Genomic DNA, 17,327 nt, shown 5'->3' with positions numbered 1-17,327 from the left:
CGGCGCGGCGGTTTTTCGGGACGGTGGTGGTCACAGAAGATTCCTTGGCAGTGGTTCCACGTTGGCGAGCTTAGTTGAACGTGTGTTCAATCTCCAGCTTCGACAGCGGCAATACCTCGATTGTTAACGCTCATCAGGGGAGGGCAAGCGCATGGTGCAGGATGTTTCGTTCAACGTTCGCAATAACAACGGCGAACCGGTGCAGGTCGGTGCCTGGCGTTTCGAGGCCGATGGTCGCGGGCCGAAGGTGCATTTGCAGGCCGGTGTGCATGCCGACGAAATCGCCGGGATGCTGGTCCTGCATCTGTTGATGCAGCGCCTGCGGCTCGCCGAGGCCGAAGGTCGGCTGAAGGGCAGCGTGACCGTGGTGCCGCAGGCCAATCCGCTGGGCATCGGGCAGTTTCGCCAGGGGCGGATTCTGGGGCGTTACCACGACGCCACCGAGCATAACTTCAACCGGGGGTTCGACCAGTCGGCGGCGATGGAGCGCTCGATGACCAATGTCCAGCAATGGCAGAAAAAACTGGTGCAGCTGGCGGCTCCCGCCGACGTGATGCTCGACCTGCACACCGACGACGAAGCGTTGCCCTACGTCTACGTTCATCGCAGTTTCTGGCCCCGTGGTCGCGCGTTGGCGGCGGCGATGAAAATGGACGTCGCGATCATCTGGGATGAGGGCGGCGGCGGTTCGTTCGAAGAAACCATCATTGCCCCGTGGCTGAGCGAAGGCAGGACCGACCAGCGCATGGCCGCGACCCTGGAGTTGCGAGGGCAGGGCGACGTCAACGATCGATTCGCCGAGCAGGATGCCGAGGGCCTGTACACGTGGCTGTGCGGTTATGGGGTGATCGATGAGGCACGAACACCCCCTGACTGGCCTGTCGAAGCGGTGGAAATGGGCCACATGGAAACCATCATTGCACCGCAGCCGGGGGTGTTGATCTTTGAAAAGGAGCTGGGCGATATCGTCGAAGAGGGACAGCGCTTTGCACGGATTCTGCGCCGGCCGGGTGATCCGTCATCGGAAGTGGTGCTGTATGCCGAGCAAACGGGGCGGCTGGTCACCCGCTTTCGCGATCGTTTGATTGCCCAGGGCATGGGCGTGGCCAAATTTACCGGGAGCCGGGTGTCGCGCAACTGGAATGGCGGCTTGCTGGACCCGAACTGAGCCAGACGAAACTGCCTGGCGCGCGTCGCCATGGAAAACCTCCAGGTCTATCGCGGAAAGTCAAAACTCACCTGCATTGGAGAGGCGTTCACCGCAAACGTTGTACAAGTTTTGCCGCTGCTCGGCATAAAGCTATACAAACAGCTATTCTTGTACAATATTGAGCTGCAAGCAGGAGGCGCTGATGAACGTGGCTGACGCAAGACGCATTTTCAAACATCGCCTGTCGAAGGCTTGTCTGCTGTTGCTGATTCTCTCGGTACCGGCCTCGGCGGACTGGCGCCCATCCGTCCCCGAGGCGCGCCTGGTCGGCCGGGGCGATTTCACCTGGTTCGGCATGAGCCTGTACACCGCGCGCTTGTGGAGCTCCGAGGCGCCGCCGGCGTGGGGCCAGCCCTTCGCGCTCGAACTGACGTATCGCCGTGCACTGTCAAGGGACACGCTGGTTGAGGCCAGCCTGGATGAAATGCGTCGCCTGGGCGGGGTAAGTCTGGACGATGCCACCCTGCAACGGTGGTCCGCTGAAATGCGTGAAGCCTTCGTTGATGTTCAGCCGGGCATGCGCATTACCGGGGTCTACCTGCCCGGCAAAGGCTGCACCTTCTACGTCGACGACCAGCTTCACCGGCGAGTGCCTGATGCCCGATTCGCCCGTGCGTTTTTCGACATCTGGCTCGACCCGCGGGCGCGAGATCCACAATTGCGCCAACGCCTGCTGGGGCTGGGCGGTCCTGCTGAATAGGCGCGTTCTGAATAGCAGCCTGCTGAACAGGAGATAGACATGCGGCGAATACTGTTACTGATGGGCAGCCTGTTGCTGGCCAGCTGCGGCAATGTCGGCGTGGAACACTACGCCCAGGAACGCCCGACTCTGGATCTGGCGGCGTTCTTTTCCCGGCCGGTGCAAGCCTGGGGCCTGTACCAGAATCGCTCGGGCGAAGTGCTCAAGCGCTTCCACGTCCAGATCGAAAGCCGCAGAGAGGGGCAGCGCCTGATCCTCGACGAGCGTTTTGTCTACAGCGACGGCACGCGCCAGCAGCGGGTCTGGACCCTGGAACCGGATGGCCCCAAGCGCTGGCGTGGCCGGGCGAGCGATGTGATTGGCGAAGCCCTGGGCGAGGTCGCCGGCAACGCGCTGCGCTGGCGCTATCGCCTTGACCTGCCGGTGGATGGCAAGCATTGGGAGGTGGATTTCGACGACTGGATGTACCTGATGGACGACGACACCCTGATCAATCGTTCGAGCATGAGCAAGTTGGGCGTCGAATTGGGGCAGGTGAGTCTGTTCTTCCGCCGCCAGCCGTAGCGGCTGCCATGAGTGTGTCAGCGCGGCGCGGCCAGTCGCAGGGCGATGGGCAACGCTGCCGCCCACAGCGGCGCGAGCAGCAGGGCGGTGCCAAGGGTGCCCCAGGGCAAACCGACCCCGGCCAGTGGCGCCCCGGCGATGTAGGCCAGCGGTCCACCGATCAGGCCGAGCAGCACGCCGTACCACATCGGCTGCCGGGCCCAGGCCAGGCTGTGGCGAAGCCCGCTCGCCAGCACCAGCCAGAGCAGTGCCAGCCACAGGGGCAGGGGCGGTTGGTCAAATTCGAAAACCCCCAGCGCGCCCAGCACGGCATCCATCAGCCAACCGGCCACGCCCACACGCAAGAGCGCAGTGGCTTCCTTGCCGGGCCGTGGACAGATCGCGACATGGATCACCAGGCCGACCGCTACCAGCATCAGCAGCCAGGGGTGTCTGGCGCCCAGCACGCAGCCCCACCAGCCGGCCTGCATCCATAATGCGTTGGCGATCAGCCAAGCCCGGCTCGACATCAGGCGCTCGGCTGCGACATGCGGCGCATCGTCGAGACTGGGTTAAGCGTTGCGAACGTCTTGGCGAAAGAGGGCGGGCGGGCGGACATGGCAGGTTCCAGGCAACGTTGTACAAATCGGAAATTCTGTACAGATAAGCCTGAAGCCTAGGGGCAAAGTTGTACAAGTCAATCAATGCTCGCGACGGGCCAGCCGCGACACCCATGGATTGGCACTCAAGCCATGCAGGACCACGCTGAGTAGCACCGTGCAGACCGCGATGCCCCCTACCATGCGACCGGCCTCCAGCGGGTAATCCAGGATCATGATGGCGAAGACGATGGTGGCCAGTCCGCGTGGGCCGAACCAACCGATGAACAATCGCGTTTCGTAATCGAAGGCCGTGCCTGCCAGGCTGATCAGTACCGGCAGCATGCGAATCACCGTCAGGCTCAGCACCGCATAGAGCCAGATGGCCGGGGTGAGATTGCCCCAGACTCGAGGGATGACCAGCGCGCCGAACACGATCCAGGTAATGACCGATAGCGGTGTGGCGAATTCTTCGCTGGACTCGAGCAGGCGATGCTTTTGCTCGGAAAACAGACTGCTCGCCAGTAACCCGCCGACGAACGCGGCGATAAACCCGCTGCCACCCAGTGCTTGCGCTGTGGCAAAGCACAGGAGGGCGAGTCCGGGCAGCGTCAATTGTGACCATATGGGGGATTGCCAATCCTGTTTTGAGGCGTAGCGAAACATCAGCCAGGCAATAAAAGTCAGGGCTAGCCCGACGGCGGCACCGATCCCCAGTTCCTCGACGAACAGTTCCGCGGCCAGTGACAGGGGCGACCGGGTCTGCTCCTCAACCAGCAACGCCAGGAACATCAACAGTACCGGCACGCAGATACCGTCATTCAGCCCGCTCTCGACGTTCAACCCTTCACGCACGGCGCCGGGAACCTTGGGATTGCTCACCACGGCCTTGCCCAGCGCCGCGTCGGTGGGGGCCAACAGGGTCGCCATGATTGCCAGTTCCACCGACGGTATCTGCGGAAACAGCCAGCGACCGACCAGCCAACCACTGAGGATCGTCAGGGGCAGCCCGATCATCAGCAAGCGCATGGGCAATCCTTCGTGGGCCTTGAGAATCTTCAGGTCGGCATTGGCCGCATCGCTGAACAAAACGATCGCCAATGTCAGCTCTGCGAGGACCTTCAGGCCGTCCTTGTCGATCCGGGGCGCCAAAACGTCCAGGAACGCCGGGCCGAGAATCAGGCCGACGAGCATGAACATCAGGGGACCATTGAGCAGGCGCGTCTCGATACCCCCGGCAAAGATGCTGTAGAGCAGGAGGAAGGCGGCGAAGAGGGCGAGGTTCTGATACATCGACGGCATGCCTGTGCGGGGACCGGTTTCGGATGTAAGCGGTGCTTAACTTGTTCGGTGAGTATGATCTACGTTGGATTCGCACGTAGTCGGGTCATCTGATTTAAGTCAATGGATGGCCAGATTCTCGCCGTCAGTGGTGAAAACCCACAGCGCACCTAGACTTGTCTGGCGTTACTTGCCTGGCGTTCGAATCCAGCCCCGAAATGGAAGTTGTATAGAAAGTGTCGACACCCAGTCGATTCCGTAATGACGCACCACGAAGTGTTTTCAGTTACTGGCAGGGTGGATAGGGATGAACCATTTATTCGACGCCGTCACGCTCGGGTTGTTGGCATTGTTGCCATTGATCAATCCACCCACCACCGTGGCGCTATTTCTGGCGTTATCCCAAGGGTTCAGTCGTGAAGAAAAAAACCAGCAGGCGTTCCTGACGGCATTTTACGTTTTCGTCATTATGCTGGTGACCTATTACATCGGTGAGTTCGTGATGGGTGTATTCAGTATTTCCATTCCGGGCTTGCGGATTGCCGGTGGTGGGATACTTGTCGTGATCGGCTCGAGCATGTTGTTTCCCAAGCCTCGCGAAACCGCTTCCGGCGATAGCGCAGCGAAAAAAACCAGCTTCGCCTTCATCCCCCTGGCCATGCCCAGCACAGCCGGCCCAGGCACTATCGCAATGATCATCAGTGCCTCTGCCACCATTAAAAACAACACCACCTTTCCGCAATGGGTGCTGCTGACGGCTCCACCTTTAATTTTCCTTGTCACCGCGCTGACACTTTGGGGTTGCTTGCGCGCGTCGGACTTGATCATGAAGGTCACGGGGGAGTCGGGTATCGATGCCATTTCCCGTTTGATGGGTTTTATATTGGTGTGCATGGGCGTTCAATTTGCCATCAACGGATCGGTCGAGATCATACAAACCCTCATCAACAATAACGCGCAAATAATACGTTCCCCCTAGGCCCGGTTGGTTTGCTCAGCGCTGCCGGTACCCGGAGACCGGCAGCAGTGTCCCACCGGACTGAACCCGCTCGAGCAAGCGGGATTGACATTAATCAATCCCGTCCGCCCACACGGGCCCAGAATCTAGCGATCTGCCAAATTGCTCAGGGACCTGGCATGTCTGTCAAATCACCCATTCCAGACTTTCCCCCTTCGACTGCGCTGGAAGACAGCCAGCATTTCAGTCGTCCCGCACTCTGGCTGACATGGCTGCTGGGGGCCGCCATGTTTGCGACGGTGGTGGGCGTCGCACTGCAATTCACGGACGTCGAATCCTTCACACGCCTGCTGACGGAGGCAGAGCCACTGTGGCTCATCGCGGCCCTTGGCTTGCAAGCCCTGACCTATATGGCGCAGGGGCAGGTTTTTCGTGTGGTGCTCAAGGCCGGGGCTCAGCATCTTTCACTCTGGGAGGCGGGCAAGCTCAGCTTGATGAAGCTGTTTGTCGATCAAGCCTTGCCTTCTTCGGGCATCAGCGGGGCCTTTGCGGTGGTCGCCTCGTTCGTGCGCCTGGGGTTCGCCAGACCCGTCGTGCTGGCGTGCCTTGTCCTGGATCTGTCCGGGTACTTCCTGGCCTATGTGCTGTCCGTTGGCGTGGCACTGCCGGTGGTGATTTTCCAGGGGCATGCAACGGCGGCTTTATTGGTGACCTGTGTGGTGTTCGTGGCGGTCAGCCTGATGCTGGCGGTTGCCACGCCAAGGCTGGCCGGCAACACACGCCTGGCGACCCATGTGCCGGGGCAGCGTTTTTCGATCATCGCCAAAGGCCTTGCGCTGCTCACCGGAGCGGATCGACAGCTGGTACGCAGCCACGCCTTGCTCTGGCGCATTACGCTGCTGGAACTGGCGATCATCATGCTGGACAGTGCAACGCTGTGGGTCCTGGTGCGAGCGATGGGCGTCTCGGCACCGCCCCTGGGGTTGTTTGCCGGCTTCATGCTGGCCAGCGTTCTGCGCAGTATCGGCATTGTGCCGGGGGGGCTTGGGGCCTTCGAAGCCGCGGCCGTGGTGACGTTGCATTGGGTCGGGGTGAACGTTGCCGTGGCGTTGTCTGCCACGCTGCTGTTTCGCGGCCTGACGTTCTGGTTACCGATGTTGCCGGGTCTCTGGCTGGCGCATCGCGAATGGCATTCCACCACCACAAAGCCGACGCATGATGTCTGCGCCGATTACTGGAGCCCTTCGCTCAGCCAGTTGTTCAGCACCTTGCACAGCAATCCGACGGGGTTGAGCCACGCCCAGGCCAAGGCTCGACTGCGCAGCGCGCCACCCCAGGCCAAGGACCGGCCACAGGGATTGGCCAGGCTGGTGCTGGAACAAATGCGCACGCCGTTGGTGCTTATCCTGATCGCCGGCGCGCTGGTGGCCGTGGTGGTGGGCGACTGGCTCGACGCGGCGATTGTCGGGTGCATTGTGCTGATCAGCGCCGTCCTCAGCGCCTGGTATGAAAATCGAGCCAGCCACGCGGTGGAGCAGCTACGCAACAAGATCGCCTTGCGCGCAACGGTCCGTCGGGAGGGCAAGACCCTGGAGGTGGCCGCCAGTGACGTGGTGCCAGGTGACGTCCTGTTACTCAGCGCCGGCAGCCTGATCGCCGCCGACGGCCGCATCCTGCAGGCCCTCGATTGCTTCATCGCCGAGAGCCTGCTGACCGGCGAAACCTTTCCGGTCGAAAAGCTGCCAGGTGATTGCGCCCCTGAGGCCACCGTGGGGCAGCGCCACAATTGTGTGTACATGGGCACCTCGGTACGTAGCGGTACCGCCGAGGTGCTCGTGACGCGCTATGCCCAGGACAGCGAGATCGGCCACATTGCCAAGACCCTGGCGCTACGGCCTCCCGAAACGGAATTCGAGCGTGGCTTGCGTCGTTTCGGCGCCTTGTTGCTGCGGGTGATGCTGGTGATCACGATCGTCGTGTTCGGCATCAACATTTTGCTGCATCGGCCGACCCTCGACACGCTGCTATTCGCCATCGCCTTGTCCATTGGTCTGTCGCCGGAACTGTTGCCGGCGATTCTCAGCATTACGCTGGCCAAAGGCGCGCAGCGCATGGCGGCGAAAGGGGTGATCGTGCGTCACCTCAACGCCATCGAAAACCTGGGGGCCATGGACATCCTGTGTACCGACAAGACCGGGACGCTGACCCGGGGTGTCGTGGTGCTGGACGCTGCGATGGATGTGGAGGGCGTCGCCGCCACTGATGTCCTGCAGCTGGCGGTGTTCAATTCGAGTTTGCAGACCGGGATGCGCAACGCCATGGACGATGCCATCAGCCTGGCCGGCAAAGGCCTGGCCCCGAGCGCCGACGTCGTCAAATTCGATGAAGTGCCCTATGACTTTGTCCGTAAGCGCCTCAGCGTGGTGGTGGCCAATGCCCCTGAGGCCAGCAGGCTGATGGTGACCAAGGGCGCCCTGGACAATGTGCTTGAGGTTTGCACGCACCTGCGCCGTGGTGAACAGGTTGTCACGCTGAACGACGCGGAACGGGCGGCGATCGCACAACGTTTCGCGGACTGGAGCGAGCAGGGCTTTCGCGTCCTGGGCATTGCCACTCGCGCATTACCCGATCAGCCGCACTACGGTCGTGACGAAGAAAAGGACATGACCTTTCGCGGGTTTCTGTTGTTCTTTGACCCTCCGGAACCCGGGGTCAAGGACACGCTCGCCACCCTGGACGGGCTGGGTGTGAAAGTGAAGATCATCAGCGGCGACAACCATCTGGTCGTCCGCCATGTCGGCCAGGCGGTGGGCCTGCCGGTGGAGCGAATCATCACCGGCGGTGAACTCTCGGCGATGAAAGATGAAGCCTTGATGCACTTGGCCCCCCGGACAACCCTGTTCGCCGAGGTCGATCCCAATCAGAAGGAGCGCATCATCCGGGCCCTGCAAAAGACCGGGCATGTGGTCGGGTACATGGGTGATGGCATCAATGATGCCCCGGCGCTGCAAGTCGCCGACATCGGGATTTCCGTGGACAACGCTGCCGACGTGGCCAAACAGGCCGCCGACTTCGTGCTGCTGGAGCACGACCTGAATGTCCTGCGCGAAGGCATCGAAGAGGGGCGGCATACCTTTGCCAATACCCTCAAATACATATCGATCGTCTCCAGTGCCAACTTCGGCAACATGATCAGCATGGCCCTGGCTTCCCTGGTGCTCCCCTTCCTGCCGCTGCTGGCCAAGCAGATATTGCTCAATAACTTCCTGGCCGACATCCCTTCGATGGGGATTGCCAGCGACAACGTTGACCGGGAATGGGAAAGCACGCCTCACCGATGGAACATCAAGCAGATACGTAATTTCATGGTGGTGTTCGGGCTGGTGAGCTCGCTGTTCGACATCCTGACGTTCGTGGCCTTGTACCTGCTGGCGGAGAGGGTTCCTGCAGTATTCCGCAGCGGCTGGTTCGTTGAGTCGCTGCTGACTCAACTGCTGACGATCTTCATCGTGCGCACCTACAAACCGTTTTACCAAAGCCGCCCGGCTAAACTGCTGATCGTCAGTGCACTGGGCATCGGCCTGCTGGCCATAGGTCTGCCGTACAGCCCGGTAGCCCCCTGGTTCGGCCTGGTGCCTTTGCCATTCCATATTCTGTTGCTGATGCTGGCGATCAGTCTGGTGTACATGGTGTCGGCCGAGTTTGTGAAGCGGGCTTTTTATCGGCGTCAACACTAGTGGTTTCATCAGGCACTTGAGTAACTTGCAGCGCGTTAATGGGGGCGGGCGTCTCGGCCCCCCCTTGAAAAAAACGGGCACAGACAGGGAAGGGGTTCAGAATGTAATTCGAACATAGACGCTATTTAAAGCATCTATTCGGCCTCAGGGAGGCGATATGACCAATCCACAAGATAAAACCGAATCCGATGGGGATTTAGGTCAGATTGTCATAGGGCTGGGGCCTTGCACCTATCTGTTGCTGCTCTTGCTGGGATTGATCCTCCTGTTTCCCTTTCTTGAAGAGGGCATGGTTGACCGCATCTTGCTCGGCATTCTGTTTTCAACCGTGCTGCTCGTGGGCGCTTTCGCCACCAGGCAGAGTCGACAGGGCGTCATTCTCAAACTGTGTCTGGCGTTACTGGGGGTAGGCCTTCTATGGGGGGCATTGTGGGCTGGGAGTGTCGCCGTTCTTAAACTTGCCGGGATGACCTATACAGCGTCTCTTGCCATCTCGTTCAGCGGAGTGCTTCGCTATGTTCTCAAGCGCGGGCCCATTACGGCGGACAAACTGCATGGCGCGCTTGCAGGTTACATCCTGCTGGCGTTCGTCTGGTCATTCGTATATGCCTTGGTCGAGATGTCCAGCGCCGGCTCATTCGGCCCTGGCCACCTTGACTTCGTCCAGCCCGGAAACTTCTTCAAGCTGATCTATTTTAGTCTCACGACCCTCACAACTACCGGTTACGGTGATTTTATCCCGTTAACCAATCACGCTCGTTCACTTGTGATGGTCGAAGAGTTTTCAGGGGTCTTTTACGTGGGTGTGGTGATTGCGCGGCTTGCCGGTCTTTATCCATCGAATCAGATTAAGTGACGCTCGATTTTCCTGAACCACTTCCGGGTATTTCAGCCTCAGTCGAATATCCCGCCGATGCCTGAATGGAATACAGCGCAAGCCCCGGTTTCAAATCCCTCCGCCGAAGCGATACTGCCAGACGATGCCAATGGCATCGTATTCGCTGCCCGTACGAGTATGTCCGCCATTGCTCGCATTGAGCTTCACCGAGTGGTTGCGGTTCAACGGTAGCGTGAGGGTGCATCCGTAGCGCGTATTTTCCTGGAAGTCATGGTTGCCGACGCCATCGATTGAGGTACTCCCCCCCTCAAAGTAGGTCGAATCCAGCGAGACCCAGACACCGTTCTCAAAGGCATAGATAAGATGCGCCTGCACCTGGTAAATCGGGTTTTGGGAGAATGTGCGGTTGCCCAGGTACTCGTTGTTGTCGGTGTAATAAGTTGCCGCGCCGGACAATTCCAGGGTCACGGGCCCCAGACGCTTGGAGATCCCGAGCTCGGGCTTGAACGACCAGCGGTTGTTGCCGAGATTCACCAGTTTGTTCGCGTCGTACTGGCCCAGTGGTGCCGTGATCGCCAGGCTGGTGCCGATAATCACATCCTGTTTATAGCTGGGGAATTCAGCCAGGGACATCGCCGGGGCGCCATACAAGTTGACCGAGAAGCGAAATCTTGGATCGATCAAGCCCGTCACATTTCGTTCCTTGGGTTCACCGTCAAACAGGGCAGAACCCGTCAATTTTGCCTCAGGCACGACGATATCGAACTTCCCGGAGCGGCCCCAGACATCCAGGGATCGTGCAAAGGCAAACACGACAGTCTTGATATCGAGCTTGGCATCCTGGAGCGGGACCGAGGGGTTGGCCGTCACGTTGCCATGGAGATCGCTATAGCCCATGAGCAGGAAGTTGATACCGACCGGCGTATTGGCGTAGGACCTGGGCTCGAGATCCTCTGCGCCGGCAATGGAGGTGACGAGGATGAGCGAGGCGGTTGCGAAACGAATCGGCCTAACGACGCAGAGTTGGTGTTTCATCCACATTCGCTCGCTGTCTGTCAGGCCCCGGAAGTTCTACTCATTGTAGTAGCGCATCCGTATTCGTCTGGCATTCATCGCGCCCACGTACCGACTGCGGTTCCAGCCGACTGGCCAGGCATCTTTTGCGCACGACGCAACAGGACGTTGCGCCATGTCCATATTCTCCCGATGGGGCGTGCCGCCTATTTTGTGGCCTGACAAACATCCAGCGGGTGACCTTCATTGGAACGTCACCGCTGTCGAATTTCAGGAGGTCACAGCATGAGTGTTTCAACAAGCGGTACGGCAACGACGATGGCAAAAGTCTCAATGACGCGAGGGATGGTGCTTCTCTTTGCGTTTTGTTGTGGCGCCATCGTGGCCAACATCTATTACGCACAGCCGATTATCAGCCTGATCGCCCCGGATATCGGCATGTCGAATGGCAGCGCCAGTTTTATCGTATCGCTGACTCAAATCGGCTACGCACTCGGGTTGTTCTTCCTGGTTCCCCTCGCGGACCTCATGGAAAATCGCCGGCTGATGATCGCGACGATCGTGGTTACGATCTTCAGCCTGATCGCCGCGGGTCTGGCCAGGCAGCCGAGTGTGTTCCTTGTCGTCTCGGCACTCATCGGTTTCAGTTCGGTCTCCGTGCAAATGCTGATTCCATTGGCCGCGCATCTGGCGCCGGAAGAATCTCGCGGCCGAGTGGTGGGCGGGATCATGGGCGGCTTGCTGTTGGGGATCTTGCTGGCGCGGCCGTTGTCGAGCCTGGTTGCCGATCATTTTGGCTGGCGGGCCGTGTTTATCAGCGCGGCTGCGTTGATGCTCATCATTTCCGTGGTGATCGGCATGACCATGCCCAAATGGCAACCCGCCCATCGCGCGTCGTATGGCCAGTTGCTGAAGTCCCTTGGCCAACTGTTTTACCGCGAACCCGTATTGCGTCAGCGAGCGCTCTATCAAGGGGTGATGTTTGCTGCGTTCAGTCTGTTCTGGACCGCTGTCCCGATGGTATTGAGCCGTGAGTTCGGCCTCTCGCAAAGTCAGATCGCGATTTTCTCTCTGGTCGGTGCCATCGGTGCAGTTGCCGCACCTATCAGTGGTCGACTCGCGGATGCCGGGCACACTCGACGCGCCTCACAGTTGGCCATGATATTGGCCGCAGTGAGTTTCCTCCCGGCCTTCATCAATCCTTTTTACGGTGTGATCGGCTTGGCGGTTACCGGTATCGCGCTGGACTTTGCGGTACAGATGAACATGGTGCTTGGGCAACGCGCCGTCTACGCCTTGGGCACTGCCAACCGAGGCCGTCTGAATGCGTTGTACATGATCAGCATCTTCATTGGCGGGGCGTTCGGCTCCTCCGTGGCCAGCTCGCTTTATGAACACTTCAGCTGGTTGGCGATTGCGGCCGTCGGAAGCGCACTGTCACTGGTGACCTTGATCGTCTTCCTGGTGGTGTCCCGTAGAGACGCGCAGAGCCACTGAGTCATTGCGCTGCCTGAACGCCTGCCCGGTAACGGAACGGCTCACGTCCTCGGGCGCCGGGTCGGGGGTTCATAGCCAGCGCATTCTTTTGTTTTGTATGATGCCTCGATGAAGCTCGAGCGAGGCGTTATGCAAGACTCAAAAAAATCAGCGGACTCACAGGGTACCGTCAAGGCGGCAACCCGGCGCCTTTCCCCGGAAGTCCGGGAAAAGCAGATCGTGCAGAAAGCCATCGAGCACTTTGCGACCTGCGGATTCTCGGGAAGCACCCGTGAGCTGGCCCGGCAACTGGACGTTACCCAGCCTTTGCTCTATCGCTATTTCCCCAGCAAGGAGGCACTGATCGACCGCGTTTACGACGAGGTCTATCAGTGGGATGCTTCGTGGGAGACGGTGATCAAGGATCGTTCGCAACCCCTTCAGGCACGCCTGGTGCGTTTCTATACCTCATACGCCCATGTGATTTTGCGACGAGAATGGATTCGCATCTTCGTGTTCGCCGGGTTGACCCGTGAAGGCATCAACGATCGGTATCTGGCCAAATTACGTGAGCGCGTCTTCATTCCCGTTATTGCTGAAATACGCCATGCCCATGGCCTGGCGCCTTCCTGCGGTGAAACGATCAATGAAAAAGAGCTCGAACTGATCTGGAGTTTGCATGCCAGCATTTTCTATATCGGCGTGCGCAAATGGATCTACGATCTGCCGGTGACCGAAGACATTGACGCGCTGATAGAGCAGATGGTCGATGCGTTCCTCAATGGCGGTCCCCATGTATTGGCTCAGGTCGACAACGACATCGTCGGAACGCCTCGCTTGAGTTGATTTCCCGTCTGGCCACCCCCCTGACATCCTGCTTTCACCCTTCTTTTTTCGACCACTCATCACCTGTTTCAGCCTTTGGCTGGATAGGTGGCGGGAGGGCGAGCACCTCGCTGTTTCGCTCTGAAAAGCCCGTTCCAAACGCCTGAAACGCATTCTGCCAGGACGCCATCGCGACGTGGCTCAGGGGCAGTCCTGAAAAAATCGGGTCCATCGGCTATTTACATCAAATTCGTCAGGCCTTACTGTTTATCAATCGATAAATAACAACAAAAACTGTTGGAGGCGTCATGCAAGTCCGAAAGCTCGCTCATTACTCGATCCGGTCGTTCGACCTGGAAAAATCCAGTCAATTTTATGAAAGGGTGCTCGGTTTCACCCCTGGCTACCGGCCGCCGTTCGACTTTCCCGGCGTGTGGTTGTACATGGGAGGGGACGAGCAGGATTTTGGTACGGTCCACATTATCGGGATCGATCCCTCCAACCCCGAGGGTCTGCAGCAGTATCTCGGCGACAAGGACATCCCGCTGAAGGGCACTGGGACCGTTGATCACATTGCGTTTCTGGTAACCGGCCTGGTTGAGTTCTGGGGTGTCCTGAAAGCCGAAGGCATTGCCTGGCGTGATCGCACCGTTCCGAGCCTGGGCCTGCATCAGGTTTTCATCGAAGACCCTTCCGGCGTCACCATCGAACTCAATTTCCCGGCCTCCGAGATTGAAGCCGTCGGTTCCTACGCTGCCCATGCCGCTGCGACGGTGGAGGTGCAACCATGATGAATAGGCCGAACAAACGCCGCGCCATTGTCGTGGGTGGCTCGCTGGGTGGCCTGTTTGCAGCGAACATGTTGCTTCGCAAGGGCTGGGATGTCGAAGTCTTCGAACGGGTACCGGATGAACTCGCTGGACGAGGCGCAGGGATCGTTACACACCCTGAGTTGTTCGAAGCGATGGCCGCAGCGGGCATCCCACTCGATGCGTCGGTTGGTATCGACGTGCTGTCGCGCGTCACGTTGGACCAGGACGGCGATGTCGTACTGGAGAACGCGCTCCCGCAAACGCTGACCGCGTGGGGAAAGATGTACCAGGTGCTTCGCGCCGCTTTTCCAGACTCGCTCTATCGTTGCGGCGGCAACGTCGTCTCGGTCCAAAGCACGGAGTCCCATGCCAGCGTCACACTGGCCGATGGCACCACCCATCAAGCAGACATCATCATTGCCGCCGATGGATTTCGCTCGACGATTCGCCAGCAGCTTTTGCCTGACTTGCATCTGCAATACGCCGGCTATATCGCCTGGCGCGGGTTGGTCGATGAAGGTGTTCTTTCCGACTCCGCCCACGCCGCGCTCTTCGATAAATTTGCGTTCTGTTTACCCCCGCGCGAACAGATTTTGGGGTATCCGGTTGCCGGTCAGTCGAACAGCACCCTGGCCGGCGAGCGTCGGTACAACTTCGTGTGGTACCGCACCAGCGGCGACGATGAGTTGAAGGACCTGCTCCGGGATGAGAGCGGTAAACAGTTTGAAGGTGGAATTCCTCCGACGCTGATACGTCGTGACGTGCTCGCCGATATGTATGAGTCCGCCGATACGCTGCTCGCCCCGCAGTTTGCCGAAGTCGTGAAGAAAGCTGCCCAGCCGCTGTTCCAGCCGATTTACGACCTTGAAGTACCGAAGATGAATTTCGGACGCATCGCCTTGCTCGGCGACGCTGCATTCGTGGTCCGTCCCCACTGCGGGATGGGGGTCACCAAGGCGGCCGGTGATGCCTTGGCCATCGTCGAAGCGCTCGAGCGAGAGGCATCCGTTGAAGAAGCCTTGGCGGCCTACAGCGAGCAACGTTGCCGTTTCGGTGCCTCGATCGTTCAGCACGCCCGGCATCTTGGCGCCTACATGCAGGCGCAATTGAAAAGCGAGGAAGAGCGCGAAATGGCTGAGTTGTACCGGACTCCGGAAGCCGTGATGCGCGAAACGGCAGTGCCGGTGAAGTTTTAATTCAGTCACACGCCCTTCGCAGGAGAGAACCATGGAACATGCCTATCCGCAAGACGGTGGCCCGGCCGTGTCCGCTGGACAGCTTGAAGACACCCTTCAAAATCCGATTCTGGAAAACCCGCAGTTTCGTGCATTGGTCAAACAGCGACGAATATTTTCGTGGAGCATGACGGCTCTCATGCTGGCGGTCTATTTCGGCTTTATTCTTTCGCTGGCCTTTATTCCTGCCCGCCTGGGTACCCCCATCACCGAAGGTCATCCCATGACGTGGGGCGTGCCGATTGGCTTCGGGATGCTCGCCTTCACGATTCTTCTCGTTGCCGTCTACGTCTGGCGCACCAACACCTGCTACGACCCCAAAATAAAAACAATCATCGGGAGCTTCAAAAAATGAAGCGTCTTCTTGTTACCTTCTCGGCCATCCTTGCTTCGGCAACTGTCTACGCGAGCGATGTCCCTGCCGCAGTGCCCAAACACAACCCCATTGCCATCGGCATGTTCCTGGCGTTCGTCGTGTTCACTCTATTTGTCACACGATGGGCGGCGCGCAAGAACAATAGCGTGGCCGATCACTATGCCGCAGGCGGGAAAATCACCGGTTTCCAGAATGGTTGGGCCATTGCCGGAGACTACATGTCCGCAGCGTCCTTACTGGGCATCTCCGCGTTGGTGTTTACCAGTGGCTTCGATGGACTGATCTACTCGATCGGCTTTCTCGCCAGTTGGCCGATCATTCTGTTCCTGATCGCGGAGCCTCTGCGCAACCTTGGGCGCTACACCCTGGCGGACGTCCTGTCCTACAGGCTGAAGCAAAGACCCATACGGGCTTTTGCGGCGTCCAGTTCCATCGTGATCGTGCTGCTTTACCTGGTGTCTCAACTGGTGGGCGCCGGGAAACTGGTGGAATTGCTGTTCGGCTTCGATTACACCGCGGCTGTACTGCTGGTGGGTACGCTGATGGTCATCTATGTGTTCTTTGGCGGGATGCTGGCCACCACCTGGATTCAGATTATCAAGGCAGTCTTACTGCTGACCGGCTGCGTTTTCATGGCGTTCATGGTGTTGTCCGAGTTCGGATTCAGCCTGAACCAACTGTTCACTCAAGCCATTCAGGTTCATCCGTCCCATGGGGCAATCATGAGCCCCGGCGGTTTGATTTCCGATCCGGTCTCCGCCATTTCCCTGGGGTTGGCACTGGTCTTCGGTACGGCCGGCCTTCCACACATTCTCATGCGGTTTTTCACCGTCGGTGACGTTAAAGCCGCGCGCCAGAGCATTCTCTATGCCTCCGGTCTCGTCGGCATCGGGTATGCACTGATTGTCATCATTGGCTTTGGCACCATCGCCCTGGTGGCGAGCAATCCGGCCTATCACGATGCATCCGGTGGAATATTGGGTGGCGTTAACATGGTTGCCATTCACCTTGCCCATAACGTTGGGGGCAATGTCTTCCTCGGATTCATGTGCGCGGTGTCGTTCTCGACGATATTGGCGGTCGTGGCAGGGTTGACCCTCGCTGGCTCGTCAGCGGTTTCTCATGACCTCTATGCCCATGCGTTGCGCCGTGGCACCGCCAGCGACCGTGACGAAATGCGCGTCTCCCGCGTGACGACCATCGTACTGGGTGTGCTGTCGATCCTCCTGGCGATTGCGTTTGAAAAGCAGAACATCGCCTTCATTGTGAGCTTGACGTTCTCCATCGCCGCCAGTTCCAACTTTCCGGTCCTGCTGTTATCGATCTACTGGAAAGGCCTGACAACCCGTGGGGCCGTGATGGGTGGATCGCTGGGGCTGGTATCGGCCATTACCCTGTGCATTCTCAGCCCAACCGTTTGGGTCAAGATCCTTCATCATCAGCAAGCCTGGTTCCCTTATGAATATCCGGCCCTGTTTTCAATGGCCGTCGCATTTATCGGTATTTTCTGGTTTTCCATGACCGATCGCTCCGCCAGTGCCATCAGAGAACGCAATCAATTCGAAAACCAGTTGGTCGATTCTGAACTGGGTACGCCGGCAACATGGAAGGCTCAGCTCAAAGCCGATTAATCCATGTAGTGGTTCCCTGCATTAAATAATTTCTGAATAACGGCGCTTATGTTCCATGTGCTGCCGGGACATTTGCGCCTGAAAAACGCTTA

16 protein-coding genes are annotated in these 17,327 nt (G+C 58.9%); 13 read left to right on the top strand and 3 right to left on the bottom strand.

All coding sequences use genetic code 11. From position 1 onward, the window contains the following. Positions 1-151: 151 nt before the first annotated feature. The 4 genes from JQF37_RS00200 to JQF37_RS00185 are packed head-to-tail and all read left to right on the top strand — an operon-like array spanning position 152 to position 2,474. Complete coding sequence (locus JQF37_RS00200; RefSeq protein WP_130210906.1) at positions 152-1,168, top strand: succinylglutamate desuccinylase/aspartoacylase family protein; 1,017 nt, start codon at positions 152-154, stop codon at positions 1,166-1,168. A 30-nt stretch (positions 1,169-1,198) separates the two neighbouring features. Continuing rightward, positions 1,199-1,366: a hypothetical protein gene (locus JQF37_RS00195; RefSeq protein ID WP_189340486.1), complete on the top strand. Its 168-nt coding sequence runs from the start codon at positions 1,199-1,201 to the stop codon at positions 1,364-1,366. Continuing rightward, positions 1,353-1,910: a chalcone isomerase family protein gene (locus JQF37_RS00190; RefSeq protein ID WP_130210907.1), complete on the top strand. Its 558-nt coding sequence runs from the start codon at positions 1,353-1,355 to the stop codon at positions 1,908-1,910. The genes JQF37_RS00195 and JQF37_RS00190 overlap by 14 nt, the downstream gene beginning before the upstream one ends. A 39-nt stretch (positions 1,911-1,949) precedes the next feature. After that, entirely contained in the window at positions 1,950-2,474 is a 525-nt protein-coding gene (locus tag JQF37_RS00185) for a DUF3833 domain-containing protein (RefSeq protein ID WP_130210908.1), read from the top strand. A 17-nt stretch (positions 2,475-2,491) separates the two neighbouring features. On the opposite strand, the gene JQF37_RS00180 is transcribed toward JQF37_RS00185, so the two are convergent. Further along, positions 2,492-2,983, bottom strand: coding sequence for a DUF2878 domain-containing protein (locus tag JQF37_RS00180; protein WP_130210909.1), 492 nt, complete (start codon positions 2,981-2,983; stop codon positions 2,492-2,494). Between the two features lie 171 nt (positions 2,984-3,154). Beyond that, positions 3,155-4,345 (bottom strand): cation:proton antiporter, encoded by a 1,191-nt coding sequence (locus JQF37_RS00175; protein ID WP_130210910.1) that lies wholly within the window; start codon positions 4,343-4,345, stop codon positions 3,155-3,157. Positions 4,346-4,640: 295 nt separating this feature from the next. Here JQF37_RS00175 and JQF37_RS00170 point away from each other — a divergent pair, with 295 nt between their 5' ends. The 3 genes from JQF37_RS00170 (at position 4,641) to JQF37_RS00160 (ending at position 9,884) form a co-directional block, all read left to right on the top strand. Beyond that, positions 4,641-5,312 (top strand): MarC family NAAT transporter, encoded by a 672-nt coding sequence (locus JQF37_RS00170; RefSeq protein WP_130210911.1) that lies wholly within the window; start codon positions 4,641-4,643, stop codon positions 5,310-5,312. A 158-nt stretch (positions 5,313-5,470) separates the two neighbouring features. Continuing rightward, the gene (gene mgtA / locus JQF37_RS00165; protein ID WP_130210912.1) at positions 5,471-9,028 is read left to right on the top strand and encodes a magnesium-translocating P-type ATPase; all 3,558 of its coding nucleotides are present in this window, start codon (positions 5,471-5,473) and stop codon (positions 9,026-9,028) included. Positions 9,029-9,185: 157 nt separating this feature from the next. Continuing rightward, positions 9,186-9,884: an ion channel gene (locus tag JQF37_RS00160; protein ID WP_130210913.1), complete on the top strand. Its 699-nt coding sequence runs from the start codon at positions 9,186-9,188 to the stop codon at positions 9,882-9,884. A gap of 90 nt (positions 9,885-9,974) precedes the next feature. Here the strand turns inward: JQF37_RS00160 and JQF37_RS00155 are convergent, their stop codons facing one another. Then, entirely contained in the window at positions 9,975-10,901 is a 927-nt protein-coding gene (locus tag JQF37_RS00155) for a transporter (RefSeq protein WP_223272724.1), read from the bottom strand. Between the two features lie 264 nt (positions 10,902-11,165). Here JQF37_RS00155 and JQF37_RS00150 point away from each other — a divergent pair, with 264 nt between their 5' ends. From JQF37_RS00150 to JQF37_RS00125, 6 genes are all read left to right on the top strand, one after another. Then, entirely contained in the window at positions 11,166-12,377 is a 1,212-nt protein-coding gene (locus tag JQF37_RS00150) for an MFS transporter (RefSeq protein ID WP_130210939.1), read from the top strand. 129 nt (positions 12,378-12,506) lie between these two features. Beyond that, positions 12,507-13,202, top strand: a complete 696-nt coding sequence (locus JQF37_RS00145) for a TetR/AcrR family transcriptional regulator (protein WP_130210915.1) — start codon at positions 12,507-12,509, stop codon at positions 13,200-13,202. Between the two features lie 287 nt (positions 13,203-13,489). After that, complete coding sequence (locus tag JQF37_RS00140; RefSeq protein ID WP_130210916.1) at positions 13,490-13,972, top strand: VOC family protein; 483 nt, start codon at positions 13,490-13,492, stop codon at positions 13,970-13,972. Further along, a complete protein-coding gene (locus JQF37_RS00135; protein WP_130210917.1) occupies positions 13,969-15,189 on the top strand; it encodes an FAD binding domain-containing protein in 1,221 nt (406 codons plus the stop codon). The genes JQF37_RS00140 and JQF37_RS00135 overlap by 4 nt, the downstream gene beginning before the upstream one ends. Positions 15,190-15,220: 31 nt before the next feature. Beyond that, positions 15,221-15,583: a DUF485 domain-containing protein gene (locus JQF37_RS00130; RefSeq protein WP_130210918.1), complete on the top strand. Its 363-nt coding sequence runs from the start codon at positions 15,221-15,223 to the stop codon at positions 15,581-15,583. Beyond that, positions 15,580-17,235, top strand: coding sequence for a cation acetate symporter (locus JQF37_RS00125; RefSeq protein WP_130210919.1), 1,656 nt, complete (start codon positions 15,580-15,582; stop codon positions 17,233-17,235). Before JQF37_RS00130 ends, JQF37_RS00125 begins: the two co-directional genes overlap by 4 nt. Positions 17,236-17,327: the final 92 nt, after the last annotated feature.

Origin of the sequence: Pseudomonas sp. MIL9 (genome assembly GCF_016887925.1) — a bacterium.
Taxonomy (GTDB): Bacteria; Pseudomonadota; Gammaproteobacteria; order Pseudomonadales; family Pseudomonadaceae; genus Aquipseudomonas; species Aquipseudomonas mohnii.
Note: the sequence above shows the minus strand (reverse complement) of the source record. Positions and strands in the feature narration are given on the sequence as shown.